Annotated in this window: 14 protein-coding genes and 3 pseudogenes; 8 read left to right on the forward strand and 9 right to left on the reverse strand. The window is 60.0% G+C overall.

The window, feature by feature from the left end; genetic code table 11:
* A pseudogene (locus tag GTU70_RS00960) lies at positions 1-317 on the forward strand (DDE-type integrase/transposase/recombinase); the annotation flags it as partial.
* Between the two features lie 187 nt (positions 318-504).
* Positions 505-930, forward strand: coding sequence for a hypothetical protein (locus GTU70_RS00965; protein ID WP_166096895.1), 426 nt, complete (start codon positions 505-507; stop codon positions 928-930).
* On the opposite strand, the gene GTU70_RS00970 is transcribed toward GTU70_RS00965, so the two are convergent.
* The 4 genes from GTU70_RS00970 to GTU70_RS00985 form a co-directional block, all read right to left on the reverse strand.
* A complete protein-coding gene (locus tag GTU70_RS00970; protein ID WP_166096897.1) occupies positions 921-1,316 on the reverse strand; it encodes a hypothetical protein in 396 nt (131 codons plus the stop codon). The genes GTU70_RS00965 and GTU70_RS00970 overlap by 10 nt on opposite strands.
* Positions 1,317-1,423: 107 nt before the next feature.
* The gene (locus tag GTU70_RS00975; RefSeq protein ID WP_166096898.1) at positions 1,424-2,968 is read right to left on the reverse strand and encodes an SIR2 family protein; all 1,545 of its coding nucleotides are present in this window, start codon (positions 2,966-2,968) and stop codon (positions 1,424-1,426) included.
* Positions 2,969-3,541: 573 nt separating this feature from the next.
* Positions 3,542-4,294 (reverse strand): alpha/beta fold hydrolase, encoded by a 753-nt coding sequence (locus tag GTU70_RS00980; RefSeq protein WP_166096899.1) that lies wholly within the window; start codon positions 4,292-4,294, stop codon positions 3,542-3,544.
* Between the two features lie 49 nt (positions 4,295-4,343).
* Positions 4,344-6,119: a cytochrome c biogenesis protein DipZ gene (locus GTU70_RS00985; protein ID WP_166096901.1), complete on the reverse strand. Its 1,776-nt coding sequence runs from the start codon at positions 6,117-6,119 to the stop codon at positions 4,344-4,346.
* Between the two features lie 321 nt (positions 6,120-6,440).
* Between GTU70_RS00985 and GTU70_RS00990 the strand changes: the two genes are divergently transcribed.
* The 4 genes from GTU70_RS00990 to GTU70_RS01005 all read left to right on the forward strand — a co-directional run bounded on the left by GTU70_RS00990 (position 6,441) and on the right by GTU70_RS01005 (position 10,173).
* Entirely contained in the window at positions 6,441-7,481 is a 1,041-nt protein-coding gene (locus GTU70_RS00990; RefSeq protein WP_166096902.1) for an alpha/beta fold hydrolase, read from the forward strand.
* 89 nt (positions 7,482-7,570) lie between these two features.
* The gene (locus GTU70_RS00995) at positions 7,571-8,311 is read left to right on the forward strand and encodes a response regulator (protein WP_166096903.1); all 741 of its coding nucleotides are present in this window, start codon (positions 7,571-7,573) and stop codon (positions 8,309-8,311) included.
* The gene (locus tag GTU70_RS01000; RefSeq protein ID WP_166096905.1) at positions 8,308-9,627 is read left to right on the forward strand and encodes a sensor histidine kinase; all 1,320 of its coding nucleotides are present in this window, start codon (positions 8,308-8,310) and stop codon (positions 9,625-9,627) included. Before GTU70_RS00995 ends, GTU70_RS01000 begins: the two co-directional genes overlap by 4 nt.
* A 129-nt stretch (positions 9,628-9,756) precedes the next feature.
* Complete coding sequence (locus GTU70_RS01005) at positions 9,757-10,173, forward strand: organic hydroperoxide resistance protein (RefSeq protein WP_166096910.1); 417 nt, start codon at positions 9,757-9,759, stop codon at positions 10,171-10,173.
* Positions 10,174-10,393: 220 nt separating this feature from the next.
* Here GTU70_RS01005 and GTU70_RS01205 read toward each other — a convergent pair.
* Positions 10,394-11,026 (reverse strand): annotated as a pseudogene (locus tag GTU70_RS01205) (TetR/AcrR family transcriptional regulator); the annotation flags it as partial.
* Positions 11,027-11,138: 112 nt separating this feature from the next.
* Here GTU70_RS01205 and GTU70_RS01015 point away from each other — a divergent pair.
* Positions 11,139-12,734, forward strand: a complete 1,596-nt coding sequence (locus GTU70_RS01015; RefSeq protein WP_166096907.1) for an ABC-F family ATP-binding cassette domain-containing protein — start codon at positions 11,139-11,141, stop codon at positions 12,732-12,734.
* A gap of 110 nt (positions 12,735-12,844) precedes the next feature.
* Here the strand turns inward: GTU70_RS01015 and GTU70_RS01225 are convergent, their stop codons facing one another.
* A complete protein-coding gene (locus tag GTU70_RS01225; protein WP_197738783.1) occupies positions 12,845-13,126 on the reverse strand; it encodes a hypothetical protein in 282 nt (93 codons plus the stop codon).
* Between the two features lie 59 nt (positions 13,127-13,185).
* On the opposite strand from GTU70_RS01225, the pseudogene GTU70_RS01230 reads away from it, so the two are divergent.
* Positions 13,186-13,751, forward strand: a pseudogene (locus tag GTU70_RS01230) (alpha/beta hydrolase fold domain-containing protein).
* A 109-nt stretch (positions 13,752-13,860) separates the two neighbouring features.
* On the opposite strand, the gene GTU70_RS01025 reads toward GTU70_RS01230, so the two are convergent.
* The 3 genes from GTU70_RS01025 to GTU70_RS01035 all read right to left on the reverse strand — a co-directional run.
* Positions 13,861-14,829, reverse strand: coding sequence for a quinone oxidoreductase family protein (locus GTU70_RS01025; RefSeq protein ID WP_166096909.1), 969 nt, complete (start codon positions 14,827-14,829; stop codon positions 13,861-13,863).
* A gap of 46 nt (positions 14,830-14,875) precedes the next feature.
* The gene (locus tag GTU70_RS01030; protein WP_166096913.1) at positions 14,876-15,448 is read right to left on the reverse strand and encodes a TetR/AcrR family transcriptional regulator; all 573 of its coding nucleotides are present in this window, start codon (positions 15,446-15,448) and stop codon (positions 14,876-14,878) included.
* A gap of 140 nt (positions 15,449-15,588) precedes the next feature.
* The coding region (locus GTU70_RS01035) for an SDR family NAD(P)-dependent oxidoreductase (RefSeq protein ID WP_235914674.1) at positions 15,589-16,003 on the reverse strand (415 nt) is incomplete at its 5' end.

The following is a 16,003-nucleotide window of genomic DNA, read 5'->3' on the forward strand; positions in this document are numbered from 1 at the left end:
TGGGCAACCACGCCATGTTGCTGGAGAAGCATACGGCCATTCGCCAGGGCCGCATCCACGACGGCAAAGTCATGGTGATGCGCTCCAACCTGCGATGGTGCTCGGATGGACTGGAATTTACCTGCTGGAACGGCGAGGTCGTTCGTCTCGCCTTCATCATCAACGCCTTCGACCGCGAGATCATCGCTTGGACGGCTGTCGCCAATGCAGGCATCTCCGGCTCCGACGTCCGCGATATGATGCTGGAGGCTGTCGAGAAACGCTTCGGCGCAACCCGAGCCCCACATGCTATCGAGCATCTCTCGGACAATGGCTCGGCCTAGCCTCGTCCCGCCGCGCCGTCGTCAACCGCTCACTCTCCGATGCTCGCTCCGTCGAGAGCGCCTGCAGGCGCCCCGCTTCCGACGTAAGGTTCGCTATCGTGGCCGCAATGTGTGCGGTGAGGGAGCCACTATTGAGCTCCGCGTAGTCGCGGTTGCATACCGGGCACATGTCCCCTTCGACATGCGGCGCGATCCCCGCAAGGGCAGCGGCGAGCGTCCGGACGTCCTTGGCGCCCGCTTCGAGCGCTTGGTTGATCTCGCCAGTGCGTGTTGTCGCCCTTTGGATCGTGGTTCGCGCCCCCATAAGCTGCTGGCTCGCCGTGTCGTGCTGGTCCAGCAACCGCAGACAGCGATCAACTTCGACGACACACCATTTGAGCGCATCCGTAACCTGATCCTCGACGCTTGCGCCATCGGGTGGCGACAGCTCGGAATGAAACTCTCTAATGGCGTCCAGCGCCTCTGTGATCTGCGCTCCAGGACCGTTCAGCCACGTTTCGTACTCGGATCCGATGGCGGCAGCATCCCGCTCCAGCGCCGCGATCTCGGCGTGGGGACTTACTGCGGAGGTCTGATCCAGACGGCTCAGCAACGAGCTCACCTCTGAGCCCTGCTGTGTGACGCTCGCGAGTTCAGCCTGGTCCCTGTCCGATCTCCAACCCGGGCCCGCAGCGCGGCGACATCGAAACCGGTAGCAACCGGCCCTGCGGTCGAGTCTAGAACAGCCAGCAGTTCGTTAAGGCGCACGATGCGTTGGGCTGTCGCCTGGCGAGCCGTCTCGACGTTCGACCGCTCGCGCGCAAGCTGCTTGTCGAGCAGATCACGAGCGTCCTCTAACTGCCTGTGGACCGGAGCCAGCTTCCGTATCCGAGTGACGTGGAACGCATGGTCGAGGCCGTCGACCAGGGCGTCGAGCGCGTCGAGACGCAGCAACCCCTTCACGAACTCGGTCAGCCGCGAGTTCGTGGTCTTCTTCTGGTCGTAGATGTCCAACGGCCGACCCAGCACTGCTAGCACCGCTCCGCAAAGAAATCGGCATCGACCGCATTGAGCGCCGGCTTCGCTTCGAACCAGGATCTCAAAGACCGTTTCCGCTGTCGTCATAGTCCGACCTCAGAGTTAAACCTGCTCTGGACCTCGTCAAACGATGCCGAGCTCGAGTAGGTCGCTGACGTTAACATAGCGCGGCGGCGCCTTGCCTGTCCGCCAGGACTTGGATGGGCTTCGCTGTTGCCGGGGAGTGACCTTGCGCGAGCAGATGACGACAACGTCGTCGTCTGCCTCGTCAAATGCCCCGGACGCGACGAGCTGGTTGATATTATCGTCATTGGCGGCGAGAAACACGCGGGCCTCGGCCGCCGTGGCGACAAGTCGCAGTGCCCCGCTCGTCGGCTGCTCCGGATCGTCCACCGCAACCGACCACTGGCGACAAGCCCCTGGCCGATCAGGCCCAGTGCGGCAGCGGCTTCCGGCCTGGCGGAGAACTCCGCCGCCGGGTCCTGCTGCATCAGATGTGCCGGCTGCGCACTTAGCGGCTCATAGGGGCGGCGGCCGGCGCTGCCCGGACGCCCGAGAAATTGTTCGGAGACCCGCCCGATCAACGCTGCAATGGTCCGGGCGCAATCGTACCGGTTGGCGTTACCGGCCCGCGCCGCGGCACCTTCAAGCGCTTTGAGTCCATCGACAAGGCTCTGCTTGCCCGTAGCACCAACGGCTGGCGACGTCAGCAGACCTGCAAGCGCGGCAAGCTTGCTGAACATTGTTCTCAGCAGTAGCCAGCAGCAGTGGGTTTCCGAAGGCAGGCAGGGTGGCATCTGTCCGAATCTGGTGACGGTTGGCCTCATAGTCACCCTGGTACGCACCCTCGAGGATAATTTCTGTCCCTCAGAGAGCTCCTGGGCCGCGAACACGATCGGCGGCGGGGCGGAATTCCAGGCGCAGCCATTCGCGCTGAACAGCTGCTGGATGTTGGTGTCCTGCCTGGAAAGACCGATCATCAGCGTTCTTGAACGGGCAATTAGTGCCCGGAGCTGTTCCCGCATCTGGGTGAAGCGCGGGTTCAGAGCCCAATGCGTGATGGCCGCTTCCCTCGCCACAAGCAGTGGCCGATACTCGGCTTCGTTAGCTATTGCCCGGTTCGCACAGCCGTGGAACTTGTACGACCTCCCGATCCCCGGCGGTCCGTGGAGATCGCCCCCGGTAACAGCGACGAGAAACGTCTCGTTCGGCCGACCGAGTTCAACCATTGCGGCTTCCAGTAGGCCATCCCAGTTTGCAGTTGCAAGATCCGATACCACGCCTTCGAGAACCAGCATACCGATCGCCAGGTGCTCGGCGTCGGCCCTCTGCACTGCAAATGTCGTGGCGAAGTCGAGAACGTCCCACAGCAGGTAGTCGAAGGGCCGGTCCTGAACCTCGGTACCCAGCGCCTTGGAGTACTTGTTCCAGAGTCGGTCGATGAGTGCGGCGTGGATCGGCCAGGATGCAACCGGCCGCGCGAGGTCGATCTGTGCTCTCTCGTCGGCAGACAGATCGGCAAGACCGAGAATCGCGTCAAAGGCGCGATGGTGCTCGCAATCGGCGCCGGTGATGCGCAGGCACAGGTTCTCTAGCAGCTTGGACAGCACACCGTCCAGCCCGGCCACGCGTTCCCGCTAAATAGCAGATCCCAACCAGAGGGCATACTGCCCGGCTTGGAAGCCAACCGAAAAAACCCTTCTGCGGACCATTGAGCGGGTCGAGCGTTTCCGAGATCTTGATTGTTGACGCTGTCGGCAAGGTGCTCCTCCTCAACACCACGCCCAGCGTGATCGAGTGAATGTTTCAACCAATATTGAAGAGCAACCGGGTTGCAACAACGCTTGGCGGTTCGTCACTGCAATCAGTAGAGGGCGATGCCAGCTAATATGAGATTGGAAGTCGATGTCTGTCTGTGGCGGGGGATAGATAAAGCATTGAGAAGCCCGTTGAGAAAGCCCGACTTAGGCGACCTCGGGCTCATATCGGATATATGTCCGCTTCTCGTTTGAAGTCCCTCAAATACGAATGGTTGCTTACGACCCCACATCAACCATTTCCCGAGAGCACGTAGCTGTGCGTAAACGTAAATTCGGCGCTAACGTGTGAGCCGGCCGACTGGGTCGGCGGTTCGACTCTCTTCAAGAGCGAATTAGTTTCAGTGGCGATCCATGTTGCCGGATCGCCACTTTATGCCCGTGCTAGAGAGCCTTCGCTGCTGTTTCAATGATCTCAGCAACCTTCTCGGGCTGAGAGGCGAAGACGGCGTGGCTGGATTTGATCTCGGTCACGCTGCTGCCGGCGCGGCTGGCCATTTCACGCTCCAGATCAGGATTGATGGAGCGATCTTCGGTCGCAACAATGGACCAGCTCGGTTTCGTCTTCCAAGCGGGATCCCCTATCTTGGCTGAGAACGCTTCTTTCGAGGCGAAGACCTGCGATCTTGCCAGAAACGCCGCATCGTCCTTCGGCAGGTCCGCGGCGAAGTCCTTCGCGAAGCCCGCGGGATCGAGATAGAGATACTTCCCGTCCTTCGTCTCGCGGATATTCATGCCGCCAGCGGGCTTCGAACTTGCGAGGCTTATGAGACTTTCGCCCTGGTCCGGCTGGAAGGCAGCGACATACACGAGACCAGCGACAACGGGATTGTGGCCAGCCTCGGTGATTACCATTCCACCATAGCTGTGACCGATGAGAAGCGTCGGGCCGTCCTGCAAATCGAGCACCCGGTTGGTGGCGGCGATATCGTCGGCGAGCGACGTAATCGGCTGCTGCACGATCGTGACATTGAAACCTCGCTGGACCAGGATATCGGATGCCTTGCGCCATCCCGAACCATCGGCAAGTGCGCCATGAACGATGACGATGTTTTTGACCTCGGCGGCCTGCGCAGAATAAGCGATGACGCTGGCGGCGAAGGCGAGTGCGAGGATCGAGATGGAATGTCGGTTCATGCGTTTTACTCCTGTTGTCGTGGAAGGTCTTGATGCGAAGGATGGGGTGTCAGCCGAAGGTGAAGGCGTAGGCTTCGACGCCTGAGTCGAGGAAGCGGATCTTGAATGTCCGCTCCTCCACGTCGCCGGACTGGCGAACGAGCTGGTAGAGCCTGGTAGACGTCACCGTGCCGTAGCCGTCAGCATCGATGTCTGTGCCGTGATCGAGCCCAGGTGCCGTGCCGTCGATCGTCACCTGGAAGCGAATAGGCTTACCGGTCGCTTCGGGTCCGAGCACCAGATGCAGATCGCGGGCGCTAAAGTGGTAGACGATGCCGCCATCCGGCTGGTCCAGTACGGCGCGCTCGGCGCCGATCGTCCAGGTTCCGAAAAGGCCCCATTCATTGAGAGCTGGTCTATCGGCGGAATATGTGGTGACCACATCCGCGCGGAGGCCTTCCGGAGAGACGAAGTCTGCTGCGCGCTCATAGCCCAGGTAGCTCTCGCCGGAGCGGATGTTTTTGAGATCGGGGCTCGCCTCGACGCCCTTGGGATTGGGCGTCACGGTTGTGGTCGCTGCCAGATCGTCGCTGGTTTCTCGCAACAGGTCCTGGATCGCCTGCTCGGTCTGGCGGTAATTGCCTTCGCCAAAGTGGTGGTAGCGGATCTGCCCCTTTGCATCGATCAGGTACTGTGCCGGCCAATAGCTGTTTTGGAACGCACGCCAGACCTTGTAGTCATTGTCGATTGCAACCGGATAACCGATCTTGAACTCCTCGATCGCCTTTTTGACGTTGTCGATCTTCTTCTCGAAGGCGAATTCCGGGGCGTGTACACCGATCACGACCAGGCCCTGATCATTGTATTTTTCGGCCCAGGCGCGAACATAGGGGGAGGTCCGGATGCAGTTGATGCAGGAATAGGTCCAGAAATCGATGAGGACGACCTTGCCGTGAAGCTGTTCCCTCGTCAGCGGCGGCGAGTTCAGCCACTCGACGGCGCCGTTCAGCGAAGGCGACGCGCCCTCGACGGGCAGATTGCTGCGGAACGGCTGTCCTGCTTCGATGACAGCGGATGTTGTGTCATTGCTGGCAACAACGGATGGAGGCTCGCTTGCTGACTTGTCTTTCAGTTGGTTTAGTATGGCCTGCTCGAATGTGGAGGTGCTGGCATAAGAGAGCCGCGCCAGGAGACCGGTGTCGAGACCGAGCGCAATGACCGCGACGCCAGCCAGAACTGCGGCTCCCAGCCCTTGGCGAATACGCTCGCTGATGCCGAGCGACCGCTTCATGCCGGCAATCAACTTGCCGCCGATGAGGAGAGCGATGGCAAGCGATGTCGCGGCGCCAGCAGCATAAGCGACAAGCAGAACAGTCGTCTGGAGGTTGGCGCCATTCAACGCCGCGCCTGTCAGCAGAAGGCCAAGGATCGGCCCGGCGCACGGCGCCCAAAGGAGCCCGGTTGCAACGCCGAGGATGAATGAACTCGCCGCAGTCGGCACAGAGCCTGGCCTGCCCGACACGTTTAGCAGCCTGTTGCCGAAATCGACGACGGGCTGGGTGATGATGCTCGCAACGCGTGGTGACAACAAGCTGACCCCGAAGACGGCGAGCAGCAGGATCGCGGCGAGACGACCGTATTCATTGGCATGGATCGCCCAACTCCCGCCGACTGCTGCAAGCGTCGCTACCAATGCGAACGTGACGCTCATGCCGATCAGCATGGGAAAGGTACTTCTGAAGAAGGGCTGTCCAGCTCGGGCAAAGACGAAGGGTAGAATGGGAAGGATGCACGGGCTGAGGATGGTCAGCGCCCCTCCGAGGTAGGCAATGATAAGAAGCGTCATCGTCGTTTCCTTGAAACCGGTTGGTCGGGTTCTGGACGGCGATGGGGCGCGACCAGCAACAGGGCCAATCTGGTCGGAGCGACGTGTCCCGCATGTGTCGGGCTTCCATCGGAAATGTACCGCAGTGTAGGACCCGGCCCATCCACAACAGAGCGATACAAATTGTTGGCAAGCCCGGTCGGCGGGTGGCGCGAGTTGTATCAGACTGTATCGAAGGCTGCGGAGGCTACATGCGCATTCAATTCAGGGCTTGACGGGACATATGCGGGATACGTGGAGTTGGCTTTCTTTTCATCACAATCAATCAAGATGGAGAGAACGATGTCCCCTCAATTCAACCACCAGCGCCGGCGCTTCTTCGGTATCGCCGCCATGACCGTGGCTGCCACGCAATTGGGCATGAGCACGATTGCCCATGCCCAGATGCCCGCCGCGGCCCCGGCCTCGGTCAAGGCGGGAGGGCAAATTGCGTTCGCGGCACTCAAGCAGATCAAGGCAGGCGTACTCGATATCGGATATGCGGAAGCCGGCCCGGCCGATGGTCCCGTTGTCCTGCTCGTTCACGGCTGGCCATACGACATCTACAGCTATGTTGATGTGGCACCGATCCTGGCCGATGCAGGCTACCGCGTGCTTATTCCCTATCTGCGTGGCTACGGCACGACGCGTTTCCTCTCGGACGAGACACCGCGAAATGGCCAGCAGGCGGCACTGGCTGCCGACATGATTGCCTTCATGGATGCGCTCGGCGTCGACAAGGCGATCCTGGGTGGATATGACTGGGGTGCGCGCACCGTCAACATCATGGCGGTTCTCTGGCCGGAACGCTGCCAGGCGATGGTTTCGGTCAGCGGCTATCTCATCGGCAGCCAGGCCGCCAACAGCAAGCCATTGCCGCCGGCCGCGGAACTCTCCTGGTGGTACCAATTCTATTTCGCCACCGAGCGGGGACGGCTCGGCTATGCCGCCAACACGCACGAATTTGCAAAGCTCATCTGGCGGACGGCATCGCCCACCTGGATGTTCGACGATGCGACGTTTAACCGATCGGCCGCCGCCTTGGACAATCCGGACCACGTCGCCATCACAATTCACAATTACCGCTGGCGGCTCGGTCTCGAAGACGGTGAGGAGAAGTTCGATGGCTTCGAGAGGCAGCTCGCCATGGGTCCGGTGATCACCATTCCGACGATCACCATGGAAGGCGATGCCAATGGTGCGCCCCATCCGCAACCATCGGCCTATGCAAAGAAGTTCTCTGGAAGATACGAGCACCGGAATATAGCAGGTGTCGGGCATAATTTGCCACAGGAATCGCCGGAGGCATTCGCCCAGGCCATCATCGACGTGGCGCAATTCTGATCGCAAGGCTGCCGCGAGAAACCGCTTTACTCGTGGCAGCCAACGCGGAAACTAAACTTGCCTGGTTTCGGATCCTTGAAAGGTCACAAATGGAGCATGTCGACCATATTCTGATTGTCGATGACGACCGCGAAATTCGCGAGCTGGTCTCAAGCTATCTGAAGAAGAACGGTCTTCGAACGACAGTTGCCGCCGATGGTCGGCAGATGCGCAGTTTCCTGGAAGCCAGCACGGTGGACCTGATCGTGCTCGACGTGATGATGCCCGGGGATGATGGCTTGGTGCTGTGCCGGGAACTGCGCGCCGGCAAGCACAAGGCGACGCCGGTCATCATGCTGACGGCACGCGACGACGAGATGGATCGGATCATCGGGCTGGAAATGGGCGCCGACGACTATCTGCCGAAGCCGTTTGCGGCGAGGGAACTACTTGCCCGTATCAAGGCGGTGCTGCGGCGTACGCGTATGTTGCCGCCCAACCTGCAGATCAGCGAAGCCGGCCAACTGCTGACCTTCGGCGATTGGCGGCTCGACACCGTCGGCCGGCATCTTCTTGACCATGACGGAACAGAGGTTGCCTTGAGCGGCGCCGAGTACCGACTGCTACGGGTGTTTATCGATCATCCGCAACGCGTGCTCAATCGCGACCAGATCCTGAACCTCACGCAGGGCCGCGATGCCGAACTATTCGACCGCTCGATTGACCTTCTGGTCAGCCGTCTGCGCCAGCGGCTTGGCGATGATGCGCGCGAGCCGACCTACATCAAGACGGTGCGGGCAGAAGGTTATGTGTTCTCCGTACCTGTTGAAATCTCGGTGCCGAAGACATGAGTAGTGGCAGCAAGTCTCTTTCTGGCTGGTGGCCGGGCACCCTTCGCTCGCGATTGTTCCTGATCCTATTTTCTGGGCTGGCGGTCGCCTATGGCCTGTCTTTCAGTATTCTTTTTGCCGAGCGCTATATGTCGGCCAAGGCCGTCATGCTCGGGACATTGGAGAGCGATCTGGCCACGTCTATCGCTGTTCTCGACCGTCTTCCCGCCAGCGAGCGGCCTGATTGGCTGGATCGCCTGAGTCGCGGCAGCTATCGCCTTGTCCTTGGGCCAGGGCTTCCCGGTGTTCCGGACTTGTCGGGGCGTGGCGCGGAGATCGCGGACCGGATCGGGCAGGCGGCCGGCAACCGGTTCCCGATCCGCGTCGAAGCCATACCGGGCGACCACATGCGGCTGCAGGGGCATCTGACGCTGTCGGACGGTTCGCCGCTGACAATCGATGTGACCCCGCGCGGGGTGATGCCCTTAGCCGAATGGCTGCCGTATGTCTTCGCAGCCCAGATGGTTCTGCTCATCCTTTGCACCTGGTTTGCGGTGCGCCTCGCCATTCGTCCGCTTGGCGCTCTCGCTGCTGCTGCCGATGCACTCGATCCCAGCAGACAAGGGTCTCCCTTGAACGAAGATGGTCCGAACGAGGTTGCCCATGCGGCACGTGCGTTCAACGCCATGCGTGACCGTATCGCCCATTACCTGGAAGAACGTGTGCAGATCCTTGCGGCAATCTCCCATGACCTGCAGACGCCGATCACGCGCATGCGGCTTCGCGCTGACATGGCGGACGACAGCCCAGAAAAGGACAAGCTGGTCGGCGATCTGCGCGAAATCGAGCGGTTGGTGCAGGACGGAATTGCCTATGCGCGCAGTTCGCACGGCAATGGCGAGAAAAACTCGCGCATCGATCTTGCTTCCTTCATCGACAGCATCGCCTACGACTATCAGGATACCGGCAAGGCGGTTTCGGTAACCGGCATTGTTCAGGGGACTGTCCTGACCAAGCCGCATGCGTTGCGACGTATCCTGACCAATTTCATCGACAACGCCCTCAAGTTTGCCGGTGCGGCAGAGATCAGCGTCGAAAGATCGGGCGAGGGAAATATTATCATCGCAGTCATGGACCATGGACCAGGCATTCCCGACGACAAGCTGGAGTCCGTCATGCAACCCTTTTATCGTCTCGAGACGTCCCGCAATCGGGACACAGGAGGCACAGGGCTTGGATTGGCGATTGCCCAGCAGCTAGCCGTCTCGATCGGTGGGATGGTGCGTATCTACAATCGCGACGATGGCGGGCTTGCTGCGGAAATATCGCTACCCTGACCTACGCGACGCGTCGCTCCTACGATGGGATACAATTTAGCCCTTTTCGAAAACATGCCGGATACGTCGATGCGCCAGAACACCTCCGTCAACCACGTCGTTCTATGCGAACGAATAAAGGAGTGTTCCATGACCAAGATCGAAAAAGTTCTCTATACTGCCAAGACCCATACTACCGGCGGACGCGACGGTGCGGCGCGCAGTGACGATGCGCAGCTTGACGTCAAGCTTTCGCCTCCGGGTAGCAACAAGCCCGGCACAAATCCCGAGCAACTCTTTGCTGCTGGCTGGTCCGCATGCTTTATCGGTGCACTGGGCATTGCCGCGGGCAAACATAAGCTGGCGCTGCCAGCGACGACGGCCGTCAATGCCGAAGTCGACCTCGGAATGACTGACGGCGCCTACCTGCTGCAGGCCCGGCTGAATGTCAGCCTTCCGGGGCTCGATGCCGACCTTGCACGGGTTCTTATCGACGAAGCTCACCAGACCTGCCCCTATTCCAAGGCGACACGGGGCAACATCGCGGTTGAACTGAAGCTTGCCTGAGCAGTCTCCGCAACCTCCCGGAGGGTTCGATTAAACGCCTGATCGTTGGCATGCTCGCGCTTGCCGTCTTCGCAGCGCCCTGCGTTCATGACGTGTTCTCGCCGGAACCGTCCCCGATAGCCGCGCTGGCCACGGCCGTTGGTCTTCTGGGGTAGAGAGGGTTGGAGATCGAAGAGGGAGCGCCTCTGAAACAGTCGCTCCCCTTTTCCATCAGGACTTTAGGTGTCATGGCAGTCTGGAAGATCGTCCATCGGCTTTCGAAAACGTGGCGGCACTCGGCTTCATCGGGAGTGTCGCAAAGGCCGAGGCGGATGCGGTTGTTGGCGCCCTCCAGCAGATCGACGAGGACGCCGCATAGTTCTGATGAGTCGCCTTCAATGAGGGCACCTGATTGCTGAGCAGCGATGATTGCGTCGACCATGGGCTCCAGCGCAGCGCTCGACCAGATCGCCAGCCTTTCTCGAAGGGACGCCGATACCACGGCCTCTGCAATGACTGAGAGGTAGAAGGCCGAATAGTCCCTGTCCATGCCGAACAGGAAATAGCGAAATGCGATCCCATGGAGGGCGAGCAGGGGTTCCTCGTGCTGCTTTGCCGCATTTGCGAGCGCTGCTCGAAACCGGGCGAGATCGCGCTCAACCACGGCCTCCAGAAGCGCCTTCTTGTTCCCGTATCGACGATATAGTGTGTGTTTGGAGATCGCCTGGCGCGCTGCAATCTCCTCCATCGAAGCGTTGGCGATACCCTTCTTTGCAAAGACGGCGCGGGCTTCGTCCAGAATCTGCCGGGTAAGGCTCGCCGCCTCCTCGCGTGTCGGTCGTCCTCCCGGGCGTGGTGGCTGTATTTTCTTCATGCGACCTCGAAGCGTCGGATGGAGGGGGATTTGAGGGTCACCGTTGCTGATACCCGAATAATTTGATAACAGCACGGTATCGTGCCGTTTATTTCGTTGCAACAGGTTTGATATGTCTTCCATCGTGTTGTCGGGTCTTTCCTGCGTCAAGCCGGACGGTGATCCGGTATTCGAGGGCCTCGACCTATCGTTTCGACTGGAACGAACTGGTCTGGTCGGGCGAAATGGTGTCGGCAAAACGACCCTGCTGAAAATGATCTGCGGTCTGCTCTCCCCGTCTGCGGGGTCCATAACCGTCGAGGGTACGGTGGCGCTCGTCCGGCAGATGCTGGATGTCGAGACAGATGAAACGATCGCCGATCTTTTCCGTGCCGGGCAGGCGCTAGACTTGCTCGCCCGGGCAGAAAGCGGGGAAGCCAGCCTTGAGGATCTGGCGGAGACCGATTGGACGGTCAGGGAGCGTATGTTGTCGGCACTTGCCCGATTTGGGCTGGCTGCCGAGCCCGATACACTGCTCAATCATTTATCTGGTGGACAACGGACCAGGGCTGCTCTTGCGGCGGCTCTCTTCAAGGAACCGGATTTTCTTCTGCTCGATGAGCCGACCAACAATCTGGACAGAGCCGGCCGGCAAGCGGTGATCGACCTTCTCAGCAGGTGGAAAGGCGGGGCGATCGTCATCAGCCATGATCGCGGACTGCTTGAGTATATGGATGCCATCACTGAATTAACCACGCTTGGTGCGAAACGCTACGGCGGCAACTGGAGCGACTATCGGTCGGCGAAGGCAATCGAATTGAATGCCGCCGAGCAGAGCCTCGCCCATGCTCAAAAGACAGCCGAGGAGATCGACCGCAAGGCGCAGGTGCTGGCGGAACGGCAGGACCGGCGGAACGCAGCGGGTAACCGCAAAGCAGGAAAAGGTGACATGCCAAAAATTCTCCTCGGTCGGCGGAAGAGCAATGCGGAGGCTAGCCGAGGCAAGGTGGTGGAACTTGCCGGACGCCAGCGCTCCGATGCTTTGGGTGCGGTCGCATCCGCCAAGGCGAGAGTCGAAGTGCTCCAGCCATTTTCTGTGAATCTTCCCTCGACAAACCTGCCTAACGGCAAGGCGGTACTATCGTTTGATCGCATTGCGGCGGGCTATGATTCGAGGCATCCCGTTATCCGGGATCTGTCCCTTTCGATTGTCGGGCCTCAGCGTGTGGCGCTTTCGGGGCCTAACGGGTCTGGCAAAACAACGCTACTGAAGGTGATCACAGGAGAGATCATGCCCATAACCGGCAAGGTCACTTTATCTGTTCCTGCGACGATGCTGGACCAAAGTGTCAGCCTTCTTGATCGCAGTGAAAGTATCCTCGACAATTTCAAGCGACTGAGCCCCGGCGCATCCGAAAATGCTTGCCGGGCCGCTTTGGCCGGCTTTCGTTTTCGCGCGGATGCCGCCCTCCAGCGCGTGGAATCGTTAAGTGGGGGACAGATCCTGCGCGCCGGCCTTGCCTGTGTGCTCGGCGGTGCCACTCCCCCGTCACTGTTGATCCTGGATGAACCGACCAATCATCTCGACATCGAGTCCATAGAGACGGTTGAAGCGGTGTTGAGGGCCTATGACGGTGCCCTGTTGATCGTTAGCCACGACGACGCCTTCCTCGAAAATGTCGGGATGGACAGGCGGGTGGATCTCGCTGGCTGCGCTTCATCAAGTTAGCCGGACGAACGGATAAAGGTACTCACAGCCTTACTCTGTCATTCTCTCCAGACGCGGAAGTAACCATGTCCCAACTGATCTACGACCCTCAACTCACCAAAGTTCTGGCATCAATTGGCGATTTCGTGCCGACCGGGATGACGCTCGATCGGCTGCCCTATTTCAGAGAAATAAGCAGCCCAACCCGGAAGGATCTGCTGCAGAATTATCCGGTGAATTGCGTCGATCACCGGATCCCGGGATATGAGGGAGATGAGCTCGTGATTTCGGTCATCACCCGCAAAGGCCATGACCAGATCGGCCCCGCGATCTTTTTCCTGCATGGCGGCGGCATGGTCATGGGCAATCGTTTTGCCGGTGCTGCTCCCCTGGTTGAGTGGGCGATCAAACATGACGCGGTCTGTGTAACGTCGAATACCGGTTGGCGCCAGAACATCCGGCGCCAATTCCGGTGGAAGATTGCTATGCAGGCCTGTTGTGGATGGCGTCGCATTCGGCCGCGCTCAAGTTCGATCCGGATCGCCTGGCGGTCTTCGGTGGGAGCGGTGGCGGCGGGCTCGCGGCGGGCACGGCGCTCTTGGCACGAGACCGAAACGGTCCGCGATTGCTGGGTCAGTTGCTGCAGTGCCCTATGATCGATGATCGAAATACCACCGCGTCTGCCCACTTGTTTGATGGTGTCGGGGTGTGGGACACGACCAGCAACCGGACTGCCTGGCGGCGGTGCTCGGCACGGACTGCGGGGGTGCCGAGGTGTCGCCCTATAGCGCACCGGCGCGGGCCGCAGATCTCTCCGGGCTGCCCCCGAAGTTTATCGATGTCGGCGCGTGCGAGGTTTTTCGTGATGAAGCCATCGATTATGCAGTCCGAATCCTCGCATCTGGTGGTCAATGCGAATTGCGTGTCTGGGGCGGAGCCTTTCATGGCTTTTACGACATCGCCCCTCAATCCGATCTCGCTCGCGCTTGTGTCGCTGCGCGAAACGGCTGGCTCGAGCGGTTGCTGAAGCGGGACTGATCAGAGCGATGTCGATAGGGCACTGGCCTAGTCGCCGACGACCGCCTGGCTCCTCTCTCGAATTGCGGAGCCAGGGCAGAATGCGGGCGATGGCGCACTCAAATGACGACTAGGGGACGAGAAGCAACTTGCCGGTCGTGCGTCGGCTTGCCATGTGGGCGTGGGCCAACGCGGCGTCTTCGAGACGATAACTTCCTCCAATGTTGATTTTCAGCGAGCCATCCCGGATCCAGTCGAAAAGCTGGGTGGTACGGGCGCGAAGGCGTTCCGGTGAGGAAATATGGTCGGAGAAGACCGCGTAGCCGATCTTGATGCTTTTCGGCAGACTCATGATGTCGATGAGGCCCGGCCCGCCCAGAACAGGGCCGTACCAGCAAAAGGTCCCCGAACGGCGCAGGCTGTCGAGAGAGCCCTGAAAGGTCTTGGGGCCCGAACCGTCGTAGACAACATCGACACCCCTGCCATTCGTCAAGTGCAGGACTTGCTGCGCGAAATCTCCCTTGCTGTCGGCGATGACATGCTCGGCGCCTGCCTGTTTGGCGATGGCGACTTTGTCTTCGGAGGAAACGCGTCCGATGACGCGCCCACCGCGCAGTCTGATGATCTGGGTCAGCAGCAGGCCGACGCCTCCGGCGGCCGCATGCACCAGTGCAATGTCAACCGGCTGAACCGGGTAGAAATCGGTGGCGAAGTGGCTTGCCGTCAGTCCCTGCATCATGACTGCGGCAGCCGTCCGGTCATCGATGAAATCAGGCAGACGAACCAGCGAACTGGCGGGTAACGAGATCCGCTTCGCGTAGCTTCCTGGAGCGTAGACCCAGGCCACGCGATCTCCCGCGAAGAAATCCGTCACGCCTTCACCGACGGCGAGAACGCGCCCTGCACCTTCGACGCCAAGTATTTTGGGATTCGGGGTATCGGTCCAGGCCATGCCTTGCCGAACTCCAATGTCCATGAAATTAACGCCGGCCGCGGCAATTTCAACGAGTACATGTCCTTGTGCTGCGACGGGCTCCGGATATTCGACGACTTCCATGACATCGGTATCCCCAATGCTGTTCATGACGACCGCTTTCATTTTCAGTCCTTTCTTGACTGTTCGTTCCAGAATAGGTTAAATTTTTTTACCGAGGCATCAGGGCGCGGAGCGCCAACTCACCGAGCGACTGCAGTGTTTCTTGGCCCGCACCCGCGCGCGCAGCAATCCGAATGCCGGCGATGCTGGCGATGAGAAAGTCGATCACCGCATCTACGGACAGCGTCTTATCCAGATCCCCCGCGTCCTGAGCTTGCCTGACGCACTCCCGTGCTGCGTGTCGCAACCGATGATCGGCAGCATGATGTACTTCTGTCAGGTCCGGACGGCTCTGCCCGAACTCGCAGATCGAGTTGACACCAAGACATGCCCGATCTGCTTCAGCCACCAACCGCGCCATCATTGCCGAAATGCCGTCAATTGCACGCCCAGTGCTGCGCAGTTTGCCAATGTGCGCTTCGGTCTCCGCAGATACATAGCGCTCCACCGCGAGGCGATAGAGGACCCATTTGTCGCCGAACGTGTCGTAGAGGCTCTGGCGGCCGATCTTCATGGCCTTGACCAGCATCTCCGTCGATGTCCCGTCGAAGCCGTGCTCCCGAAATACATCCACTGCTGCGTCCAGCGCCTTGTCCCTATCGAATTCCTTGATCCTTGCCATAAGAGTTGAGATAAGTATTCTGGAACAAACAGTCAAGAATAATCTTCTCCATGGCAATGGACCATCCTCGTTGAAATAGCCCCCGCTGGGGCGACTGTCGGGAAGCGTCGCAAGGTCCACGACGATTTTCGCGCCCTTTTTCACAGTGCGCGTGCCGGATGCGGCGATCTTTGCAGTAGCGGCAGGAATGCACGGATGGTCCGCACGGTGCCAAAGACGTCGACGTCGTAAGTTGCAAAGATGTTCGCTGCGTCCGTCTCAAGCGCGGGCACACGATAGAGGACGCCTGCATTGTTGACGAGAACGTCGAGCAATCCCTCCCGATCTTCGATTTGCCGTGCCGCAGCCACGATGCTCGTTTCGTCCGTGACGTCGAGTGCAATCGCCATCACGTCCGCTCCTTCCTTCGCCAGGTCGTCCGCCGCGGCCTGTCCGCGCTCGCCATCCCGGCTGCCAAGGTAGACTCGCGTTCCGAGACCGCCGAGCTGGCGGGCAACCTCTTTACCAAGTCCCTTGTTGGCGCCGGTGATCAGCGCAATCGGCTTCTTCGTCATG

It is taken from the genome of Rhizobium flavescens (genome assembly GCF_011319365.1).